General features: G+C 71.8%; 18 protein-coding genes. 7 read left to right on the top strand and 11 right to left on the bottom strand.

What is annotated here, in order from left to right:
• The first annotated feature begins 228 nt into the window (after positions 1–228).
• Positions 229–1485 carry a glutaminase gene (locus CT688_RS15965; protein WP_107757695.1) on the top strand — a complete coding sequence of 419 codons (1257 nt, stop codon included), beginning with the start codon at positions 229–231 and terminating at the stop codon, positions 1483–1485.
• An 18-nt stretch (positions 1486–1503) separates the two neighbouring features.
• Here the strand turns inward: CT688_RS15965 and CT688_RS15960 are convergent, their stop codons facing one another.
• The 5 genes from CT688_RS15960 to CT688_RS15935 form a co-directional block, all read right to left on the bottom strand.
• The gene (locus CT688_RS15960; RefSeq protein WP_107757694.1) at positions 1504–2433 is read right to left on the bottom strand and encodes a patatin-like phospholipase family protein; all 930 of its coding nucleotides are present in this window, start codon (positions 2431–2433) and stop codon (positions 1504–1506) included.
• Between the two features lie 57 nt (positions 2434–2490).
• Complete coding sequence (locus CT688_RS15955) at positions 2491–2928, bottom strand: nitroreductase family deazaflavin-dependent oxidoreductase (RefSeq protein WP_107757693.1); 438 nt, start codon at positions 2926–2928, stop codon at positions 2491–2493.
• Between the two features lie 57 nt (positions 2929–2985).
• Complete coding sequence (locus CT688_RS15950) at positions 2986–4137, bottom strand: alpha/beta hydrolase (RefSeq protein WP_107757692.1); 1152 nt, start codon at positions 4135–4137, stop codon at positions 2986–2988.
• A gap of 3 nt (positions 4138–4140) precedes the next feature.
• A complete protein-coding gene (locus CT688_RS18105) occupies positions 4141–4359 on the bottom strand; it encodes a pyrimidine dimer DNA glycosylase/endonuclease V (protein ID WP_107757691.1) in 219 nt (72 codons plus the stop codon).
• A gap of 187 nt (positions 4360–4546) precedes the next feature.
• Positions 4547–5746 carry a glycosyltransferase gene (locus CT688_RS15935; RefSeq protein ID WP_107758271.1) on the bottom strand — a complete coding sequence of 400 codons (1200 nt, stop codon included), beginning with the start codon at positions 5744–5746 and terminating at the stop codon, positions 4547–4549.
• A gap of 61 nt (positions 5747–5807) precedes the next feature.
• Here CT688_RS15935 and CT688_RS15930 point away from each other — a divergent pair, with 61 nt between their 5' ends.
• The 6 genes from CT688_RS15930 to CT688_RS15905 all read left to right on the top strand — a co-directional run bounded on the left by CT688_RS15930 (position 5808) and on the right by CT688_RS15905 (position 12218).
• A complete protein-coding gene (locus CT688_RS15930; protein ID WP_107757690.1) occupies positions 5808–6674 on the top strand; it encodes a WcbI family polysaccharide biosynthesis putative acetyltransferase in 867 nt (288 codons plus the stop codon).
• 5 nt (positions 6675–6679) lie between these two features.
• The gene (locus CT688_RS15925; protein ID WP_107757689.1) at positions 6680–7702 is read left to right on the top strand and encodes a hypothetical protein; all 1023 of its coding nucleotides are present in this window, start codon (positions 6680–6682) and stop codon (positions 7700–7702) included.
• Positions 7699–9021, top strand: a complete 1323-nt coding sequence (locus CT688_RS15920; RefSeq protein WP_197431438.1) for a glycosyltransferase family 2 protein — start codon at positions 7699–7701, stop codon at positions 9019–9021. The genes CT688_RS15925 and CT688_RS15920 overlap by 4 nt, the downstream gene beginning before the upstream one ends.
• 130 nt (positions 9022–9151) lie before the next feature.
• On the top strand, positions 9152–10276 hold the full coding sequence (locus CT688_RS15915) for a glycosyltransferase (RefSeq protein ID WP_107757687.1): 1125 nt from the start codon (positions 9152–9154) through the stop codon (positions 10274–10276).
• A complete protein-coding gene (locus tag CT688_RS15910) occupies positions 10273–11334 on the top strand; it encodes a glycosyltransferase (RefSeq protein ID WP_107757686.1) in 1062 nt (353 codons plus the stop codon). Before CT688_RS15915 ends, CT688_RS15910 begins: the two co-directional genes overlap by 4 nt.
• Positions 11331–12218 (top strand): glycosyltransferase family 2 protein, encoded by an 888-nt coding sequence (locus tag CT688_RS15905; protein WP_197431437.1) that lies wholly within the window; start codon positions 11331–11333, stop codon positions 12216–12218. Before CT688_RS15910 ends, CT688_RS15905 begins: the two co-directional genes overlap by 4 nt.
• Positions 12219–12316: 98 nt before the next feature.
• Here CT688_RS15905 and CT688_RS15900 read toward each other — a convergent pair whose 3' ends face one another.
• From CT688_RS15900 to CT688_RS15875, 6 genes are all read right to left on the bottom strand, one after another.
• Entirely contained in the window at positions 12317–13108 is a 792-nt protein-coding gene (locus CT688_RS15900; RefSeq protein WP_107757685.1) for an ABC transporter ATP-binding protein, read from the bottom strand.
• A gap of 2 nt (positions 13109–13110) precedes the next feature.
• Positions 13111–14142 (bottom strand): ABC transporter permease, encoded by a 1032-nt coding sequence (locus CT688_RS15895; RefSeq protein WP_107757684.1) that lies wholly within the window; start codon positions 14140–14142, stop codon positions 13111–13113.
• Positions 14139–15122 carry an ABC transporter substrate-binding protein gene (locus tag CT688_RS15890; RefSeq protein ID WP_107757683.1) on the bottom strand — a complete coding sequence of 328 codons (984 nt, stop codon included), beginning with the start codon at positions 15120–15122 and terminating at the stop codon, positions 14139–14141. Before CT688_RS15890 ends, CT688_RS15895 begins: the two co-directional genes overlap by 4 nt.
• Positions 15123–15274: 152 nt before the next feature.
• Positions 15275–16261: a linear amide C-N hydrolase gene (locus CT688_RS15885; protein ID WP_107757682.1), complete on the bottom strand. Its 987-nt coding sequence runs from the start codon at positions 16259–16261 to the stop codon at positions 15275–15277.
• 103 nt (positions 16262–16364) lie between these two features.
• Positions 16365–18140 (bottom strand): GMC oxidoreductase, encoded by a 1776-nt coding sequence (locus CT688_RS15880; protein WP_107757681.1) that lies wholly within the window; start codon positions 18138–18140, stop codon positions 16365–16367.
• Positions 18133–19023 (bottom strand): hypothetical protein, encoded by an 891-nt coding sequence (locus CT688_RS15875; protein ID WP_107757680.1) that lies wholly within the window; start codon positions 19021–19023, stop codon positions 18133–18135. Before CT688_RS15875 ends, CT688_RS15880 begins: the two co-directional genes overlap by 8 nt.
• Between the last annotated feature and the right edge of the window lie 55 nt (positions 19024–19078).

Raw genomic sequence — 19078 nt, 5'->3', positions numbered from 1 at the left:
GCTCCCATGAACACTGCGAGCCCGATAGCTCCCGTTACTGCGATCGTCCGCTTCATGAGCAACCTTTCGTCGTTGGTCGGGGGTGAATCCAGTGTGGGGTGACGCGAACAACGGACGAAACCGGTGAGACACAATCGTTGTATTGCCGTTAACCTCCGCGTTGCCCGTCAGTGCGCCGGGATTGCCCGCCATGGCGCGCGGGCGCGGCCGGCGTGACACCCTGAGGCCGTGAAGACGCCGGTACCTGACTACCTACAAGAGATCCGCGACCTGTGTGCGACGGGCGCGGGCGGACACCTCGCCGACTACATTCCCGAACTCGCGGCCGTGGACCCGGATCGGTTCGCCGTGGCCGCCTGCACGATGGACGGCGTGGTCTACACCGCCGGTGACGCGGACGCCGAGTTCACCATCCAGTCGATGAGCAAGCCGTTCGCCTACGCGTTGGCGCTGCGTGACCGCGGGATCGAGGCGGTCCTGGAGAAGGTGGCCGTGGAGCCGTCCGGGGACGCGTTCAATCAGATCTCGCTGGAGAGGATCAGCGGCAGACCCCGGAACCCCATGATCAACATCGGCGCCATCACCACTCACACCCTGGTCGGTCCGGTCGGCGCTGACGAGGACGAGCGCGACGAGGCGCTGTCCGCGGGATTGTCCGCGTTCGCCGGCCGACGCCTGGAGGTCGACGCGGCCGTCATGACGTCCGAGCTGCGCACGGCGTTCCGGAACCGGGCGATGGCCAATCTGGTCCGGGCGGGAGGGATCATCGACGACGACCCCGACGCGGCGGTCCGCGGGTACACCCGCCAGTGCGCCTACCGGGTGACCGTCCGCGACCTGGCGGTGATGGCGGTGACCCTGGCGACCGGCGGGGTCAACCCCGTCACCCGTGAGCGCGTCATCTCGGCGCCGGTGGCCCGACAGGTGCTGGCGGTGATGACCACGTGCGGGATGTACGACGCGGCCGGGGACTGGATGTCCACCGTCGGGATCCCCGCGAAGAGCGGGGTGTCGGGCGGCATCCTCGGTGCCCTGCCCGGACAGGTGGGCCTGGGGGTGTTCTCGCCTCGGCTCGACGAACACGGCCACAGCGTCGAGGGGGTGAGGACCTTCGAGCGGCTCTCCCGCGATCTGGAGCTGCACCTCATGAACACCACGGTCACCGAGGTGGAGGCCGTCCGCTCGGTGCGGTTCGACGAGATCACCGGCAGACGCACCTTCCGCCTCCAGGGGCCCATGACCTTCGCGAGCGCCGAACAGGTGCTGCGTCGACTCGCGGAGATCCCGCCGGGCGACGGTGAGGTGACCTTGGACCTGAGCCGGGTCTCGTCGGTCAACGCGACCGCGCGGCGCATGCTCCTCGAATCCATGCGGCGGCTGTCGTCGGACGGGCACCTCGTGGGTCTCGCGGATCCCGGCCGCCGACTCCCGGACCCGGACCTCGGTGACGGGTCCCGGCCGGTCACGCGGCGGGCGACCCGCTGACACGGGCTCGGGTCGACGTCACGCGCCCACGCCGGCCTTGGACAATGCCGTGCGGACGGTGTCCGGCGCGGTCCTCATCGAGTACTCGAACGCCGCGACACGGCGGGTACTGCTCATGAAGTGGGCACCCAGCCCCGCGAGGTCCGCGGCAGTCGGGAGGATCGGGACGACCGTGGTGCCCCGGGCGCGGACGGCGGCGATCTCGGCGGCCAGTCCCTCGGACATCGGCTTTCGGATCAGTCGGTGTTCGATCCGGCCGCCCGGTCCGGGCACGCGGACGCCGGGCGCCGAGGCCATGGGCGCGATGACGTAGACCAGGTCCGCGTCCCCGGGCTCCAGCAGATCCACCGAGGCCGTCGAGCCCATCCCCCCGTCGACGAAGATGCGGTCGCCGATGGGGACCGGGGTCATCCACCCGGGAGTCGACCAGGACGCCCGCAGCGCCTCGCCGACGGTCGCGATCGGCGAACCCGGTGCGCCGAAGACGACCCGCTCACCGGCGCGGATGTCGTAGGCGACCATCCGGGCGGCGGGGTGGGGCAACCAGGAGCCCACCTCGAATCCCTCGGCCAATCGCTGCAGCCAGCCCAGGTCACCACGACCGCTGGGGGCGATCCCGGCGTAGGCGGCCAGACCGGAGTGCGTGCGCAGCAGTCCGGGATTGAGCAGGGGTGGCCGGGGCAGAGGCGGCCTGCCGGGCGGGGTGGACGCGATGTGCTCCCGGAGCCGGGGGTCCTGCGCACGTCCGCGCTGCATGTCGACCAGTTCGTCGATCCCGACACCGCCGCCGATCATGGTCACCAGCTCGGCACCCGCGGACGTGCCCAGCAGGACGTCGGCCTCACGGGGATCGAACCCGACCTGCTCGGCGAGGGCGTGCATGGCCGCGATCGCCCAGGCGCCCCCGATGGTCCCACCGCATCCGAGGACGAGGGCGGTTCGGCTCATTCGTGGCCTCCTGGGGTGGCAGGGCACCGGGATCGGTGGGTGCGGTGGTGAGGGACGTCAGTCCCGGGGGTCGAGCACGAAGACGGGGATCGTCCGCTCGGTCTTCTCCTGGTAGTCGCGGTAGTCGGGGTACACCGCGACCGCCCGATCCCACCAGAGTTCGCGTTCCGCACCGGTCACCTCTCGGGCCACGAAGTCACCGACCCGGTCCTTGTCCCGCACCTCAACGTGCGGGTGGGCCTTGATGTTCCAGTACCAGACCGGGTGGGTGGGTGCGCCGCCCAGAGAGGCGACCGCGGCGTAGGAACCCTCGTGTTCGACCCGCATCAGGGGGGTCTTGCGCAGCTTGCCCGACTTCTTGCCCACGGTGGTCACGATGACCACCGGCATTCCCGACAGCTCGGAGCCCGACGCACCGTTGCTCTTCTCGTACCGCTCGACGTGCTCCCGCACCCAGGTACTGGGGCTGGGTTCGTAATCGCCGGTCAACGGCATGGTTGCCTCTCTCGTCAGTGCGGTCCTGCTCGGTGGGTCGTCACCGAGGGGCGGCGTTCACGCAGGCGACGTTACGCCCGACGCGGCGAGAGGCTCGGTGAACCTCCGGATCGCCGCCACCACCGCGAGGTAGCGGGCGGACTGCACCGCGTCGAACCCGTGCTGCGCGCCGGGCAGCTCGGCGTAGACCACCGGGTTCGACGACCCGCCCCGCAGGTGACGCACCAGCCTGCGTGAGCCCCTGACCGGGGTGTACATGTCGTCAGTCCCGTGGATGATCGCGACCGGGGGCGCACCCTCCGCGGGGTGGCGGACCGGATCGGAGACGTCCTTGGTCTCCGCGCCCAGGCGGCCGTAGTAGCCGTAGAGCCCGATCGCGCCGGCCAGCGTCGTGTCGAGGTCCTCGAATCCGGGCTGGAACCTCGGGTCACCGGCGGTCAGCGCGGTCATCATGGCGATGTGCGCGCCGGCCGAGCTGCCCGCCACCACGATCGGGGCGCCCGCCGGGATGCCGTACAGCGGGCCCTCCGTGCGGACCCAGCGGATCAGGCTCTTGATGTCCACAAGGTGCTGTGGGAACCCCGCCTCCGGTGTGGGGGAGAGGTGATAAGTCGTGCTGATGGCGGCCCATCCGCGGAGCGCGTGGTCGAAGAGCATGGCCCGCGACTCACGGCTCGGACCGCCCGCGCGGAAGTGCCCGCCGTGGATGTGGATCAGCACGCCCCTGACGCGACCGCCGCCCTTTCCGGTGTACAGGTCGAATCGGGTGGCGCGGGCGTCGGGCCCGTAGGCGAGGCGGGTACGGGCCTCGACGCCGCGCGGTCGGCGGGGCCACGGTTGGAGGAGCACCTTCCGCCACGGCGTGCGGCGCCGGGCTGAGGACGTGGTGGGGTCGGCGTCCTCCCGCGCGGACTCGTCGAACGCCCGCTCCAGGGCGCGGCCCGCGGCGAGCTGCCTGGTCTGGACCACCGCCAGCCCGGCGCAGGTCAGGGCCGCCAACCCCGCGCCCGCGAGGTCGGTTCCGGTGACCGGGCGGCGGGCCAGACGCGCGGCCGTCACCGCCGCGACCCCCGCTCCCACATGGAGCGGCATTTCCAGCGCAGGCAGGCCCATCGCCCACCCCGCCGCCGCGGCGGGGAAGGGGGCGCGCACCGGGCGCAGCGCCAGGGCCGTGGACAGGGCGGGTGGGGCGAGCAGCAACGGCAGCACGGATCAGGCCTCCGGGTGGGATAAGCGCCGGCCGGCCGCGAGCGGACCCGGGACGAGATCGAACGCCGAGTGAGGCACCGTGCGGAAGCGTCCCGACGGTGGGTGACCGTGATAGCTCCCGGGGTGCCCGCCGAGTCCCTTCTGGGCCAGGAGCCCCTCACGCCATCCGGCGACCAGCGCGGCGCGGTCGGGCAGGTCGGGATGGATGCTCCACAGGCGCATCCGGCGAGTATAGGACCGTGGGCGGGGGACGGCGCGGCGGCGACCACGCGGTCGACCTCACGAGGCTGCGCGCGGTGGCCAAGCGGATCACGACGAACCAGGCGTTCGCCCAGGAGCTCTGGGCCCCCGGCCCGCTCCTGCCCGCCCACCGCTTTCGGCGAGTGGTCGCAGACGTGCGGAATCCGGATCAGTCTCCTGGGGAAACGTGATCGGAACCGACCCCGCGACGAGAGGCGACGGCCGCGAGGGCCGTGCGGTAGAGCTCGGCATGGGCCGCGGCGACCGCGCCGTCCTCGGCCGCGGCCGCGCGAACGGGGACCGGCGGGGCGTTCAGGGCACCGGCGAGCGCCCGGCGCAGTTCGTCGACGGTCGGTTCTGTGGGGTCGTAGGAGGCCGCCGGGTGACCCCACTGCTCGATCAGGTAGCCGACGTCCGGGATGACCGGTGGCAGGCCCAGATCCCGGCACAACTCCAGCCATCCGGAATGCGTCCCGTGGCGGTGGGGTAGGACGAGGGCGTCGAACCCGGACAGGGCCCGGCAGAGCTCGTCGTCGGTCAGGAGGTCGTGGGGGCGGACCTCGACGTCCGGGAGGTCGGCCAGTGTATCGAGAGCGTGCGCCGCCCCAGGGCGGGTGTGGCCGGGAGCGCGGGCGCCGGCGAGGGCGTCGGAGCGCACCATCACCACCAGGTCGGTCTCGGAGGGCAGTGCGTCCGCCAGACGCGGCAGCAGGCCCTCGGCGGCGACCCCGGCCCTCAGCGAGCCCAGCGCCACACCCACGGTCCGCCGGCCGGATGGCTGTGCGAAGGGCGGCTCGGCGGGGCGCTCGTCCTGCGCGGGCGGCCCAGCGTGTCCGGCGTTCCCGAGACGGCCCAGGCGGTGCGGCTCGGTGACCCCGACCGGCATGAGCCGGGGATGGGGGATGACCCGGGAGCCCACGCCCCACCTCCGCCGTATCTCATCCGCCGCACCCGCGGTCAGGGTGATGACCGCGTCCGCCCCCCGCACCAGGATCCCGGTGCGTTCGAGATGCATGGCCGGGTCGGGCTCGTGGGGATTGGTCAGGTCGTGCACGGTCACCACCAACGGCATCCCTCGTGTCCGGACCGCGACGACGAACTCCGCGACCTGTGCCGGGCTCCGGTGCTCGTAACCGAAGTGCACGTGGACGAGGTCGGTGCCGTCCAGCACCTCGGGACGATCAGCGGCCTCGAGCGCGGGGTGCGGCCACCACCGCGACGGCTCGGCCGGATCGAGCAGGGGATCGGCGAGCACCGCGACATCCCCCCGCTCGGTGACGGGGCCGAGGGCGTGACGCACGTAGTCGTGGCCGGCGGGGATCGACCGGATCCGGAGGGGGCCTGCGGACGAGGAGCGGCTGTGGGTCACTCCGCCACCGTGCCACGTCTGCCGGTTGCCGCGACCTGGGGCCCTGCCTACGCTCGTCGCGGTGAGCACCACCGCCCAGCCCTCCGTCATGGTGATCGGCAACTGTCAGGCCGATGTCTACCGCGACCTCCTCCGCAGCGTCGACGGGGTCGCGGTGCGGGACGTGCGACCGGTGTACGAGATGACGGCACGCGACGTCCCGGAGCTGCACGCGGACCTCGCGCGCACCGACGTGCTGATCATCCAGCCCGTCCGGGACGACTACCGGGACCTCCCCCTGGGCCATCGCCAACTCGCGGCGCGGCTGCCGACCGGGGCGACCGTCGTGCTGGTCCCGGTGCTGAGGTACGCCGGACTGCACCCCTATCAGGTGCTGATCCGCCCCCCTCACGACCGTTCACTCGTCCCGCCCATCGCCCCGTACCACGACCTGCGGGCGATCATCGCCGCCGCGACCGGTGACGAGGACGTACTCCGCGCCGCCCCCGACCCCGATCAGGCGCGCGCGGCGGCGCGGGAGTCGGTGGAGGCACTGCGCATCCGTGAACAGGCCCACGGCACGCTGATCGCCTCGGATCTGCTCGAGGGCACACCGCGATGGCACACCCTCAACCACCCGGACCGCCATACCCTGCGCGAGGTCTTCCGTCGCGTCCTCGACGCACTGCCCGCGGGGCTCGTCGACGACCCACCCGACATCGGCGACCGCGAGCCGCTCGGGGCCACGAGGGCGCCGGTGGATCCGGCGGTCGAACGCGCGCTCGGCCTGCCCGAGACCGGCCCGCGCGACTGGTTGGTCGACGGCATCAGCTTCTCCGGCGACCAGGTCACCCAGGCGCACCTGGCCTGGTACGCGACCACGCCGGGGGTGGTCGAGGAGGGCCTGCGCCGCCACGCCGACCGGATCGACCTCCTGGGGTTGAGGTGAGCGAGATGCCGACCCCGCCGCTGACGATCGCCCTCGGCCCCCCGACGCACGGGGTGACGCGGTTCGCCGCCGACTGCGCCCGCGCCGCCGGCACCCCGCTGCTCGAGGTGCCCGAGTCGGCCCGGTTGAGGGAGGCTCTGGCCGCTCATCCGGGTAGCGCCGTTCACCTGCACATCACCGACTCGTTGTTCGGGGCGACTCCGGACGAGGCGGCCGACACGGTCGAGGTCATGGCCCGGGACCGGCCGGTGGCCGTCACGCTCCACGACATCCCCCAGCCGGCCGAGGGAACGGAGCGGTGCCGACGCCGGATGGGGGCCTATCAGCGCATCGCGGCGGCAGCGGGGTTGGTGGTGGTGAGCTCCGAACACGAGCGTCGCCTCTGCGACGCGGCGGGGATCGTCGTCGACGCGGTGATCCCCCTGCCCGTTCCCGACCTCGGAGTCGCCAGCTCACCGATCGAACCGGACGCCGGCCCGCATCCCGAGGCGGTCCGGCGGGACGAGCGTTCGGTGGGGGTCTTCGGGTTCCTGCACCCCGGAAAGGCGGTGGACGTGGTGGCGCAGGCGGTCGCCGAGCTCGCCGCCGCCGGTGACCACTCGGTCGGGCTTCGACTGCTCGGGTCGCCCGCCGCCGGGCACGAGGACTACGTGCGCGCGGCGGTGGAGACCGTGCGGGCGGCGGGTGGCCACGCCGACGTGACCGGGCACATCGAGGACGGCGACCTCGCCCGCGTCCTCGGCGAGGTGACCGTGCCGGTCGCACTGTTCCGCAACGTCTCGGCCTCGGGGTCGATCAACACCTGGGCCGCCGCCGGACGCCGCCCCCTCGTCACCGCGTCGGACTACACGCGGGAGATGGAGACGAGGCGCCCCGGGTCGCTGCTGTTCACCGAGGGCACCGACCTGCCCGGTGACCTGAGACGACTGCTGGACGACCCCGCCCCGACCCGGATCGACCCGCCCGGCCCCGGGCTGGAGGAACTGGGCCGGGCATACCTCCGCGCGTGGGACGGCTGGGCGGCATGAGCGGGAACCGGACGGGTGTGGCCCCGGCGGCCGGGAGCCGGATGAGGGCGGACGTGGTGATCCCGTACTACCGGGGCCAGCGCATGCTCGACAGGATTCTGGCGGCACTGGACCGCCAGACCGGCCTGGCCCTGCCCCCGCGGGTGATCGTCGCCGACGACGGTTCGCCCACCCCACCTGCCGTCCCGCCCGGGGTGACCGTGGTGCGGCAGGACGATCGAGGCTTCCGGGCGTCCGCCGCACGCCACCTGGGCGCGTCGGCCGGCGACGGCGAGGTGATCGTGTTCCTCGACGGCGACACCGTCCCCGCTCCCGGGTACGTGGCCGCCCTTCTCGCCGCGCTCGATCAGAACCCGGACCTGCTGGTGGTGGGCCGGCGCAGGTACGGGCGGTTCGCGGGCACGGACGTGTCCGAACCCGCCGAGATTCTCCCCGACCCCGCCTGGCCTTCCGCGTTCTACCGCGAGACCGACGATCTGACCCGCGAGGACGGCGGCTGGCACGCGGGCCGGTGGCGCGGTGTGCTCTCGGCGGTGTGCGGACTGCACCGACGCCTGTATGACCTGTCCGGCGGGTTCGACCCCCGGATCGTCGGTTACGGCGGCGAAGACTGGGACCTGGCCTGGCGTTGCGAGCAGGCCGGTGGCCGCCTTCGCCACGTTCCCGGTGCCGTGGCCTGGCACGACGGCCCGGACTGGAGCGGGAGGGGGGAGGACGATCCCGGTCACGTCGCCCAGAAGAACGCCGAGACCGCCCGCCTGGCCCGCCTCATCGTCTCCCCGCTCACCCGTCCGTCCGGCGGCATCTTCGAGGTCCCACTCGTCGCCGTGCACGTTCACGCGGGGCAGCGGGGGAGCGGGGCCGACGCGGCGGCCTGCGCCTCTCTCGTCCGCTGGGGCGATGTCTCGGTGACCGTGGACCCGGCCACTTCCGATGCCGCCGAGATCGCCGAGCTCTTCGGCGCCGACCCCCGGGTCCGGCTCGCCTCGCGCCACCGGTGGTGGGAACCGGCGCCGCAGGGGGCGGGACCTCGTCGTCGTCCCGAGGTCCTGATCGACCTCCTCCGTCCCTGCGCACTCGGGGCGCTCGACCCGGGGCGGTTGCGCGCCCTGTGCCCGCCCGTGGGGATGCTCACGCTGGACGACGACGAGGGCCGCGTCCTCGCGCTGATCCGCACCTCGCGCGCTCTGGCGCGGGAGCACTTCTGGGGAGACCGCCCCGGTGACCCGGTCGCGATCCGGGCCACGGACCTGGGAGTCACGTGCTTCCCGGCGGACGACGCGGGGGTCCGTCTCGAGCGGATTCTGGGCGGCTGGTGACCCCGACGAGGCCCCTCCGGTGGCGGCAGGCCCCCCGGGGGGTCACCATCTGAGTTTCGGGGCAACCGACCGAGAATCGGGCACCCGAACCAGCCGGAGCGCCCGGCATGCCAGGAGCGAGAGGGGGCCCGTGGACGCACAGAGCGACGAGCCGATGACCATCGCGGTGATAGGACCCTCACGGTTCCCCATCCGCGAGCCGTACGCCGGTGGACTCGAGGTGGTGGTGGCCAAGGAGGTCGCGGCCCTGCGCTCGCGAGGGCACCATGTGACGCTGTTCGCCGCCGCCGGTAGCGAGGGTCACGACCCCCGGTTCGAGTTCACCGCGATGTCCGGTGTGGCCGGGTTCGGGGACAGCTTCTACCCCGAGGGTGGATACGAGGCGGACGCCGCCGAGTTCCACAGGCTGATGGATCACCTCGCCGATCCCCGCTTCGACGTGATCCTCAACCACAGCCTGAGCCACGTCCCCCTCATCCGGGCCGCGGACCTGGACGCCCGCATGATCACGACGCTGCACTGCCCGGCGCTCGCCCCGATGCAGGACGCCTTCGACCAGCTCGGGGGACTGACCGGGATGGTCCACGCCGTCAGTCGGTCGGTCCTCGGGTCGTGGCGGGTGCCGCAGGGCGCCGAAGTGATCCCCAACGGGGTCGAGACCCGGATCTGGAGGCCCCACCCCTCGTCCGCGACCGCGCACACGTCCCCGTCCGGGATCCCGCCGCGGGCGGTGTGGTGCGGTCGCATCGTCCCGGAGAAGGCCCCGCACCTGGCGGTCGACGCCGCTCTGCGGGCGGGCATGGAGCTCGACCTGGCCGGCCGGATCGGCGACGACCGGTACATGAGCGCGGTCCTGGCCCCGCGTCTTCGCCACGCGGGGGACGCGGTGCGGTTTCACGGGGCGCTCGGTCGCGAGTCACTGGTCCCCCTGGTCGCGAGGGCCTCGGTGGCCCTGGTGACCCCGTGCTGGGAGGAGCCGTTCGGGTTGACCGCCGTCGAGGCGCTCGCCTGCGGGACCCCCGTGGTCGCGCTCGCCCGCGGCGGGATCCGTGAGATCCTCCGCGGCCAACCCGGCGTCGTCCTGGTCGAGCCGGGCCGCGCCCCTGCCTCCGCCCTCGCGGCAGCCGTCCCCGTGGCCCTGACCTTCGACCGCGCGGCCACCGCCCGCGCTGCCGCCGCCGCGTTCTCCCACGAGCGGCGGATCGACCGGGTCGAGGCGCGGTTGAGGGCGCTCCCGGTCGGGGTGGCCGGATGATCGGGATGTACGCCCACCATCACGGCAGTGGCCACCTCCAGCGCGCGTTCGCGGTCGCCGCCGATGTGGACGACGAGGTCACCATCCTGACCTCGGCGAACGTCGAAGCCGCGACGAACCCGGATCCCTCTCGCATCCGGGTGCTCCCCCTGCCACTGGATCACGACGGGCCGGGTGCGGTGGCGGAGCCCGACCGGCCGGTCCTCGAGCCGACCGCCGGCGGCCGGTTGCACTGGGCCCCGCTGGGGCAGCCGGGCCTGAGACGACGGACGGCGATGCTGACCGGATGGATCGACACCCACCGGCCCACCGTGATGTGGACGGACATCTCCGTCGAGGTCACGCTCGCCACGCGGCTGACGGGCACCCCCGTCGTCTCCACCGTTCTCCCCGGACGGCGCGACGACGTCCCCCACACCCTCGCGCACGGGGTGTGCTCGGCCCTGGTCGCCGGGTGGCCTCGCTCAGCCGGTGCTCCCGTCCCCGCCGGGGCGACCGAACCGCTGATCCCGGTGGGCGGGGTGTCGCGGTTCGCCGGCCGCCACCCCGAACAGGCCGACGGAGGACACGGCCGCCCTCGGGTGCTGCACCTGCGGGGAAGCGGGGGATCCGGTCGCGACCGGAGGTGGGATGCGGTCCGCGACGAGCTCGATGGTGTGGAGTGGGTGGAGCTCGGGGGACCCGGTGGTCGCTGGGTGTCTGATCCGTGGGGCGAACTGTGCCGCGCCGACGTGGTCATCAGCGCGGCCGGTCAGAGTTCGGTGGCCGACCTCGCGGCCGCCGACGCCCACGTCGTCGCGGTCCCCGAGGAGCGGCCCTTCGGCGAGCAGGACGACACCGCGGGGAAGCTCGACGGGCTCGGCCACGGCGCCGTGGTCGGTCGTGACTCCACCGTCGCGCACCTCGTCCGCGCGGTGCGGCGGACCCTCGAACGCTCCCGGTCGACGCCCGGGGCGGGTTCCGGGCTGCGCGAGGCCTGGGAGATCGACGGCGCGGCAGGGCGGTTGGCCGCGGTGCTGGAGACGGTCGCGGCGGACTCGATGGTCGGTGCCCGATGACACGCCGCGATCCCACCCCGTCATCGGTCGCCGTGGTGACCGTGTGTACCCCCACGCGGGCCGATCACCTGTGGTCGCAGCGGCGCGCGCTCGACGAGCACCTGCCCGGTGCCCGTCACGTGGTGGTTCTTCCGGAGCGCCCCGGTGGCGACGACCTGGCCGCCGAGCTCCTCGCGGACGGCGCGGACCCACTGGAGGTCCCGGCGGGGCCGGACCTGCCGGTTGCCCGCTGCCGCAACGCGGGCGGGGACCGGGCCGTCGAGACCGGCGCCGAGCTGATCATCTTCCTGGACGTCGACTGCATGCCCGGCCCGGACCTGGGCTCCCGGTACGCGGACCTCCCGCCCGGCACAGTGGGGATGGGGCCGGTCACGTATCTGCCCGAGTCGCTGGGTGCTCCGGACCCCGCCGAGCTCGCGGGCCTCACCGACCCGCACCCGGCGCGACCGTTCCCCGAGCACGGCCTGCGGAGACTCGAGGCGAGCGAGTTCGGGATGTTCTGGTCACTGTCCTTCGCCCTGCACGCGGATCTCTGGACACGGCTCCGCCGGGAGTTCGGGGGGTTCGACGAGCACTACTCGGGGTACGGCGCGGAGGACACCGACTTCGGTCGCCGACTGCTGCACCGGAGGGTCCCGGTGGTGCTCGTGGCGGGCGCGCACGCCTATCACCGGTGGCATCCGGTGTCGTCCCCGCCGGTGGAACACCTCCAGGACCTGCTACGCAATGGAGCCCACTACGCCGAACGCTGGGGTGAGTGGCCGGCCCCGGGGTGGTTCGAGGAGTTCGAGCGGAGGGGACTGGTCCGGCGCGACGGTGACGGGTGGGTCGCGGTTCCCGCATACCGGAACTCCGAGGGTCGCCGCCCGGGGACCGGGGGCTGACCCCGACGAGACGAGCGTTCCGAACGCCTCGCCCGACAGGCGGGTGTGCGGAACGCTCGTGTCGACGGGGGACGGGCGGGCTGGGAGGGGGGCGGACCTCAGCCCAGGAACGCCTTGTCGGACAGTGTCGCGCCCTTGATCGTGGCGAACTCCTTGAGCAGATCCTGCACGGTGAGTGAGGCCTTCTCCCGTGCGTCCGCCTCGTAGACGATCTGGCCCTCGTGCATCATGATCAGGCGGTTGCCCAGCCGGATGGCCTGTTCCATGTTGTGCGTGACCATGAGGGTGGTGAGCCTGCCCTCCCGGACGATCCGCTCGGTGATGGTGGTGACCAGCTCGGCCCGCTGCGGGTCCAGTGCCGCGGTGTGCTCGTCGAGCAGCATGATCCGCGGCTGGGTGAACCCGGCCATGAGTAGCGACAGTGCCTGGCGCTGTCCGCCCGAGAGCAATCCGACCTTCGCGGTGAGTCGGTCCTCGAGGCCCAGCTCGAGCATGGCGAGCTGGTCGACGAACTGCCGCCGACGCTTCTTGTTCAGGCTCGGGCCGAGCCCTCGCCGCGTGCCGCGCAGGAACGCCAGGGACAGATTCTCCTCGATGGTGAGAGTGGGGGCGGTCCCGGCGAGTGGGTCCTGGAAGACGCGGCCCACATACTTCGCGCGCCTGTGATCGCGCAGGCGGGTGACGTTCCTGCCGTCGATGTCGATTCGTCCGTCGTCGGGGATCAACCGCCCGGACACGACGTTGAGCAGGGTCGACTTGCCGGCGCCGTTGGAGCCGATCACGGTGACGAAGTCGCCCTCGGCCATCGTGAGGCTGAGCCCGTTCAGCGCCCGGCGCTCGTTGACGGTGCCCGGGAAGAAGGTCTTGGACACGTCCGTGACTGTCAGCATGCTCAGCTCTCCTCGCCGCCGGTGCCGGTGCCGGTGCCGGTGGCCTGGTCTGGGCCCGGGGCCGCGGCGCCGGGAGCGGTCGCGGCGGTCCCGGCGGGGTCGGGCCCCGCCTCGACAGTGGTCCCGCCGCCCGCCATCGCCCGCTCGTTGGCGGCGGCCGCCGTGGTGGGCTTGCGGCCGAACCGACCGCCCACGGACTTCCACCTGGGTGCGAGGAGCGCGATCACCACGAGGATCGCCGTGACCGCCCTCATGTCGTTCGGGTTGAGCCCCACCTCGAGCGCCACGGCGATGATGAACTGGTAGAGGACCGCGCCCACGATCACGGCGTACACCGCGAGCCACAACCTGCGCTGGCCGAGGATCGCCTGCCCCAGGATGACCGAGGCCAGGCCGACCAGGATCATGCCGATGCCCATCGAGATGTCGGCGAAGCCCCGGTACTGCGCCAGCAGCGCGCCGCACATGCCCACGAGGCCGTTGGACAGCGCCAGGGTGAGGGTCTTGGTGAAGTCGGTCGACACGCCGAAAGACGAGATCATCGGGCCGTTGTCGCCCGTGGCTCGGATGGACAGGCCCAGATTGGTGGTGAGGAACCAGATCACGACGAGTCCGAGAAGTCCCACGGCCACCGCGAGGACAGCCACTCCGGCCCAGGTGCCGAGGATTCCGGCCTCACGGAGCGGGGTGAACGCGGTCTCCTGGCGCAGCAACGGGGCGTTGGCGCTGCCCATGATCCGCAGGTTGACCGACCACAGGGCGATCATGGTGAGGATGCCGGCCAGCAGCCCGTCGATCTTGCCCTTGGTGTGCAACAGGCCGGTGACGATGCCGGCCAGGAACCCGGTGGCGAATCCCGCGAGGGTCGCGATCACCGGGCTCCAGCCGGCGAGGAGTGCCGTCGCCGCGGTGGCGGCACCGGTGGTGAAGCTGCCGTCGACGGTGAGGTCGGGGAAGTTCAGCACGCGGAAGGTCAGGTAGACCCCCAGCGCCATGACCCCGTAGATCAGGCCTACCTCGACGGATCCGATCACTTCTTCTCAGCCTCGGCGAGGATGTCCTCCGGGATGGTCACGCCCTGGCGCTCGGCGGCGTCCTCGTTGACGACGTAGGTGAACTCGGCAGCGGTCTCGACCGGCATGGTGGCGGGGTCCTCGCCGTCGCGCAGGATGCGCAGCGCCATCTCGCCCGTCTGGCGGCCGAGCTCGGTGTAGTCGATGCCCAGGGTGGCGACGGCCCCGCCCTCGACGGTGCCCTCCTCCGCGGCGATCACGGGGATCTGCTTGGTCTCCGCCACCTGGACGAGTGCGGCGATACCGGAGACGACCATGTTGTCGGTCGGGACGTAGATCGCGTCGACGTCGCCGAGGGCCTCGACGGCCTGCTGGATCTCGTTGACCGAGGTCACGGTCTGGGTGACGATCTCCAGGTCGAGCGGTCCGGCGGCCTCCTCGGCCTGGTCCACCTGGACCTGGGAGTTGACCTCCCCGGAGGCGTAGACGATGCCGACGCGCTCGGCGTCGGGGACGATCTGCTTGAGCAGTTCGAGCTGCTCGTCGATCGGGGCCGCGTCCGAGGTGCCGGTGACGTTGGCGCCCGGCTCCTCCATGGAGTCGACGAGCTCGGCCGAGACCGGGTCGGTGACCGCGGTGAACAGCAGTGGGATGTTGATGATGTTCTGGGCCATGGCCTGGGCGGCCGGGGTCGCCACCGCCAGGGCGAGGTCCAGGTCGTCGGCGGCGAACTGCTGCGCGATGGTCAGGGCGGTGCCCTGCTCGCCGTTGGCGTTCTGCTCCTTGAACTCCACCTCGACGCCGGCGTCGGCGAAGGCCTCTTTGAAGCCCGCGGTGGCCGCGTCGAGCGCCGGGTGCTGGACGAGCTGGTTGATGCCGATCGTGTACGACTCCCCGCCGTCACCGGCCGTGCCGTCCTCGGTGCCGCCTGTGCAGCCTGCGAGGACGAGCGCCGAGGTGGCCACCAGTCCGGTGAAGAGCTTCGCGCGTGAGAATGCCATGTGCCATGCCTTGTCTACGGTCACGGGTGAGCGTGAGGGGCCGGATGCGTTAACAGTGCTGGCACATGAGGGTACCGGGTCGTGCCGCCCGCGTGACCCCGGACTCTCCTCGCGGGGTGCGGGGCCGGTCGCCCACGGGGACCGTCCCCTGCTCAGGACGCGCGGAGGAACTCCATCGGCGCCGCCACCTCGAAGTGCGCGCTGACCTCCCCGACCAGTCCGCCCTCGAGCCCGGTGTCGGCGACCAGATCGAGTTTGCGGACCGGTGCGCCCTCGGACAGGTCGAGTGCGTCCAACCGGGTCCAGACGATGTTGGGCCGACTGGTGTCCTCGAAGACGTACACGCCGTCGACGTGGTCGGTGATGGTCCGCCACAGAGTCGTGGAGGCGTTCGGATGGCCCGGTTCCGGCGTGCGGAACGGCTGCGACGCGTTGCGCATCACGCTCAGCAACTCCGCGACCGCCCCCGTCCGGTCGGTGGGCGCCGGGAGCCGGTCCAGGTAGTAGGCCGCGCGGGCGAAACGCTCGTCGGCGTCCGTGCCGCCGGGCAGGGGGCGGTCACCGCCGAAACCTTCGATCTCCCGCAGACGGTCGAGTTGCTCGGCGAACGGGGGCGAGTTGGTCATCACCGTGTAGGACCGGTCGTGCCAGATGTGGGGTTCGCCGTCGGTGTACTCGATGATCGCCGAGTCCCCGCTGCGGTCGTCGAGCGTCAGGTGAACGGTGACGGTCGCGCCGGTGACCGGATCCCCGGACGTCCGGATCTGGACCCGGGACCGCCGCATCCAGTCCACGGCGTCGGCGACGGTGGAGAAGTTGTCCAGCATGTACTGCACCCACGCCGAGGCGCTCAGCGCCGGACGCTCCGGGTCGCGGTCGCCGTAATCGGACTCCGCCAACCACAGCAGATGTCCCGCCAGGCCCGCCTCGTTGATCCCGTCGGTGCTCGCGAGGTCATAGGCCGCGGCCACCACGCTGCCGTACGTCGAGGTCCAGGTCAGACTGTCGTCCACGCCGTTGTCGCGGGTCATGCCCCGCGGGAACGCCCAGAGGTTGGTCCGCAGATCGACCTCGTAGTCCATGGTGCGGCCGGCCAGGACAAGGTTCTCGGAGGGGGACCAGAGGGTTCTCGTGCACATGGCTTGCCTTCCCGACGCGACGACCGGAGATGAAGGAAAACTATCACTCCGTGTCCGTGTGGAGAGGCGAACGGGGCCGGGGGGGCGACCGGAGAGTGCCCGTTCAGAGTCCCATCGCGTTCATGCGCGCGGAGATCCTGGGATCCGTGCTGACCACCGGTGCCTCGGCGCGCACCCACGGGTCCCCGCCGAAGTACAGCTGGAATATCTTCTCCGCCGTGCGGGTGGCGAGCGCCTGGGTGGTCAGGGTCGGGTTGGGTCCGCCGAGTGCGTTGGCGAGGGCCGAGTTGTCCGCGATGAACAATCGCTTGACCCACCGGGCCTCGGCGTTGGCGTCGAGCACCGAATTCTGGTCGGACTCACCCATCCGCATCGACGAGTGCACGTGGAGCAGCAGCGGCGCCCAGTCGAGCCGGTACACCTTCTTCGCCCCGGCGGCCCGCATGATCTCCACGGACTTGTGCACCATGAACTCCCGGTTCTCCTGCGTTCTGGGGGAGCGGTCGCGCAGGGTCACGTCCACCTTGGCGGGCGCGCCGTTCTCGTCGGCGGGGAAGAGGGACGGGGTGATCCGGTTCCTCGACTGCACGTGGTCGTCGGTGATCACGAGGAAGTTGAGCAGGGTGTCGATCCCGCCCATCATGAGGTCCTTGAGCTCGTTGCCCACAAGTCGGCCCGACGGCCCGTCCCACGGCCCGTACAGGCCCCGGCCGTTGTCGTAGACCCCGCGCACCCCTGAGTCCGAGAGGGAGAGCGTGAAGGCCTGGATCGCCGGGCCCAGCCCGACGTTCTCCATCCCTCCGCGACCCGGCCAGTCCATCCGCGCGGCCGAGTTGGCGCCCTTGGAGTTGCCCGTGTACTCGTCGAAGCTGCCCACCACCCAGTCGAAGTGGTGGTCGGTGTGGCCGCGACCGACCCAGTCGTTCGGGTTGGGTAGCCCGCTGTTGAACCACAGTCGCGGGCTCTCCGTCACCCCTCCGGCCAGGACCACGACCCGGGCGTCCTCGGAGAAGACCTCCCCGGTGGTGTTGTTGCGCCAGGTCACGCCCCGGGCGACGCTGTGCGGGCCCTCCTGCTCGTGGTGGATCCGCTGGACGAAGCTGTCCGCGATCAGCTCGAACGCCCGCCCCCCGGGGCGGACCGCGTCCGCCGCCAGGCCGAGCGGGACGTAGCTGTTGTCCGTGGAGCGCTTGGCGTACTGGTTCCTCGGCGCCCGCCTGGGCACGTAGCACCCCTGGAAGCAATGGCCGCAGAAGGTGCAGCCGGTCGCCTGCGGGTAGGTGAGGAGGTTGGCGTCGTCCGTCCGTCCCGAGTTGCCCCCGGGTTGGAGGATCGCGTTCTGCTGCGGTCGGAACGCCGGCCGGGTGATGTTCCGGGAGGTCTGGACCGGGAGACCGATGCCCTCGCATCCCCGGAAGGTCAGCTCCTCCTTCGTCCCCATCGCCGCGGTCTCCACCGGGAGGGTGTCCTCGACCCATTCCAGGTAGGGCACCAACTCCTCGTAGCTGAACGGGAAGAGGTGGGCGGTGTCGTACTCTCCGGCGTCGGCACCGGTGTACCCGCGGAACGCGCCGGGCATGGGGCGGGGGCTGTTGCCGTAGTAGTGCTGGGTGGTCCCACCGACACCGGACAGCTGCCAGATGAACAGGTTGTCCGTCCATTCCCGGAACCACGCGGGCTTGTCGCGGTCCTCGGGTCCGAACCGGAGGAAGCCGTTGTTCGGGTTGTTGGCGTCGTTCTCGGCGTGGGACCACTGGTTCTCGGGATCGGCGTGCCGGGGGCCGCCCTCCAGGATCAGGACGTCGAGGCCCCGCCCGGCCAGTTCGGCGGCCACGACCGGGCCACCGCCCCCCGCTCCGATGACGATGACGTCACGCATCCGCAGGCACCTCCGTGCGGTTCTGGTAGTACCCGACGAACTCGGGGTGGCCGTCGACCAGGCCCGTGGGCCGGAACCCGGTGAGCTCCCAGGGGACCGGGCGCGGCTCCACCGTCCTCGTCTGCCGATTGAAGGTGTTCTGCTCGGAGTACACACCGAACGCGGCGGCCTGGAGCATGATCCCGCCGGCGAACCGGAGGAAGCCCGAGGCGGAGCCGCGCAGGGGGGCGGGCAATGATCCGTCGACGATCGCGATGAGCTCAGGGACGGGACCCTCGATGCCCTCGAGGACGCGGCACTTGTCCCCGAGCGACAACCGGGAGAACGGCGATCCGAGGGGGCCGGTGATCGAACCGGGATTGACGAGCAGCGCGCCGGTGTTGAGGACCAGGGCGACGGGCAGGGACAGCGGGAGCACGCGATCGCTGTAGACGTATCCGAGCACCTCGTCGATGCGGCGACCGTCGGGCTCGCTCAGACCCAGGAAGGGCTCAGCCGGTATGCCCATGTCCGCCAGCGCGGTTCCCATACCCAGGGCGAGAGGTCGCGCGAGTTGGTCGCCCATCGCGAGATAGTTGTCGAACAGGTCCTTCATGAACTCACCACCGCCGACCTCGATCGGCCCGGGGTCCTCGCGTGGCGTGCCCTGCTGTCTCGACCATTCGTCGGGCCCGGGCATGACCATCACGCACAGTGCGCGCATGGTGTCCAGGGAGAACTCCTCGACCGCGTCGAGGACCGCGCTGCCGGTGGCCTGGGCGTTCGCCCGTCCCACGAGTCGCATCGAGTGGTTCAGGGCTCCCGGGAACGAGACGCCCGCGCCCACGAATGCGCCGAGGAGAGACGCTCGCGCCAGGAAGGCCCTCCGGTTGAACTGATCCATGGCTCCGCCTCCGTTTAACACCGTTGGGCCACGGTAACTATGTGATATTCCTCAC

It is taken from the genome of Dietzia sp. JS16-p6b (assembly GCF_003052165.1).
In the GTDB taxonomy this organism is placed as follows: domain Bacteria; phylum Actinomycetota; class Actinomycetes; order Mycobacteriales; family Mycobacteriaceae; genus Dietzia.
The sequence above is the reverse complement of the archived record's forward strand: the minus strand, read 5'-3'. Positions and strand labels throughout refer to the sequence as shown.

Coding starts and splice junctions, on each gene's coding strand:
- CT688_RS15960 (WP_107757694.1), bottom strand. CDS start 2,433: ATGAGCCGAACCGCCCTCGTCCTCGGATGCGGTGGGACCATCGGGGGC.
- CT688_RS15955 (WP_107757693.1), bottom strand. CDS start 2,928: ATGCCGTTGACCGGCGATTACGAACCCAGCCCCAGTACCTGGGTGCGG.
- CT688_RS15905 (WP_197431437.1), top strand. CDS start 11,331: ATGACACGCCGCGATCCCACCCCGTCATCGGTCGCCGTGGTGACCGTG.
- CT688_RS15875 (WP_107757680.1), bottom strand. CDS start 19,023: ATGGATCAGTTCAACCGGAGGGCCTTCCTGGCGCGAGCGTCTCTCCTC.
- CT688_RS15920 (WP_197431438.1), top strand. CDS start 7,699: ATGAGCGGGAACCGGACGGGTGTGGCCCCGGCGGCCGGGAGCCGGATG.
- CT688_RS15900 (WP_107757685.1), bottom strand. CDS start 13,108: ATGCTGACAGTCACGGACGTGTCCAAGACCTTCTTCCCGGGCACCGTC.
- CT688_RS15890 (WP_107757683.1), bottom strand. CDS start 15,122: ATGGCATTCTCACGCGCGAAGCTCTTCACCGGACTGGTGGCCACCTCG.
- CT688_RS15910 (WP_107757686.1), top strand. CDS start 10,273: ATGATCGGGATGTACGCCCACCATCACGGCAGTGGCCACCTCCAGCGC.
- CT688_RS15880 (WP_107757681.1), bottom strand. CDS start 18,140: ATGCGTGACGTCATCGTCATCGGAGCGGGGGGCGGTGGCCCGGTCGTG.
- CT688_RS15885 (WP_107757682.1), bottom strand. CDS start 16,261: ATGTGCACGAGAACCCTCTGGTCCCCCTCCGAGAACCTTGTCCTGGCC.
- CT688_RS15925 (WP_107757689.1), top strand. CDS start 6,680: ATGCCGACCCCGCCGCTGACGATCGCCCTCGGCCCCCCGACGCACGGG.
- CT688_RS18105 (WP_107757691.1), bottom strand. CDS start 4,359: ATGCGCCTGTGGAGCATCCATCCCGACCTGCCCGACCGCGCCGCGCTG.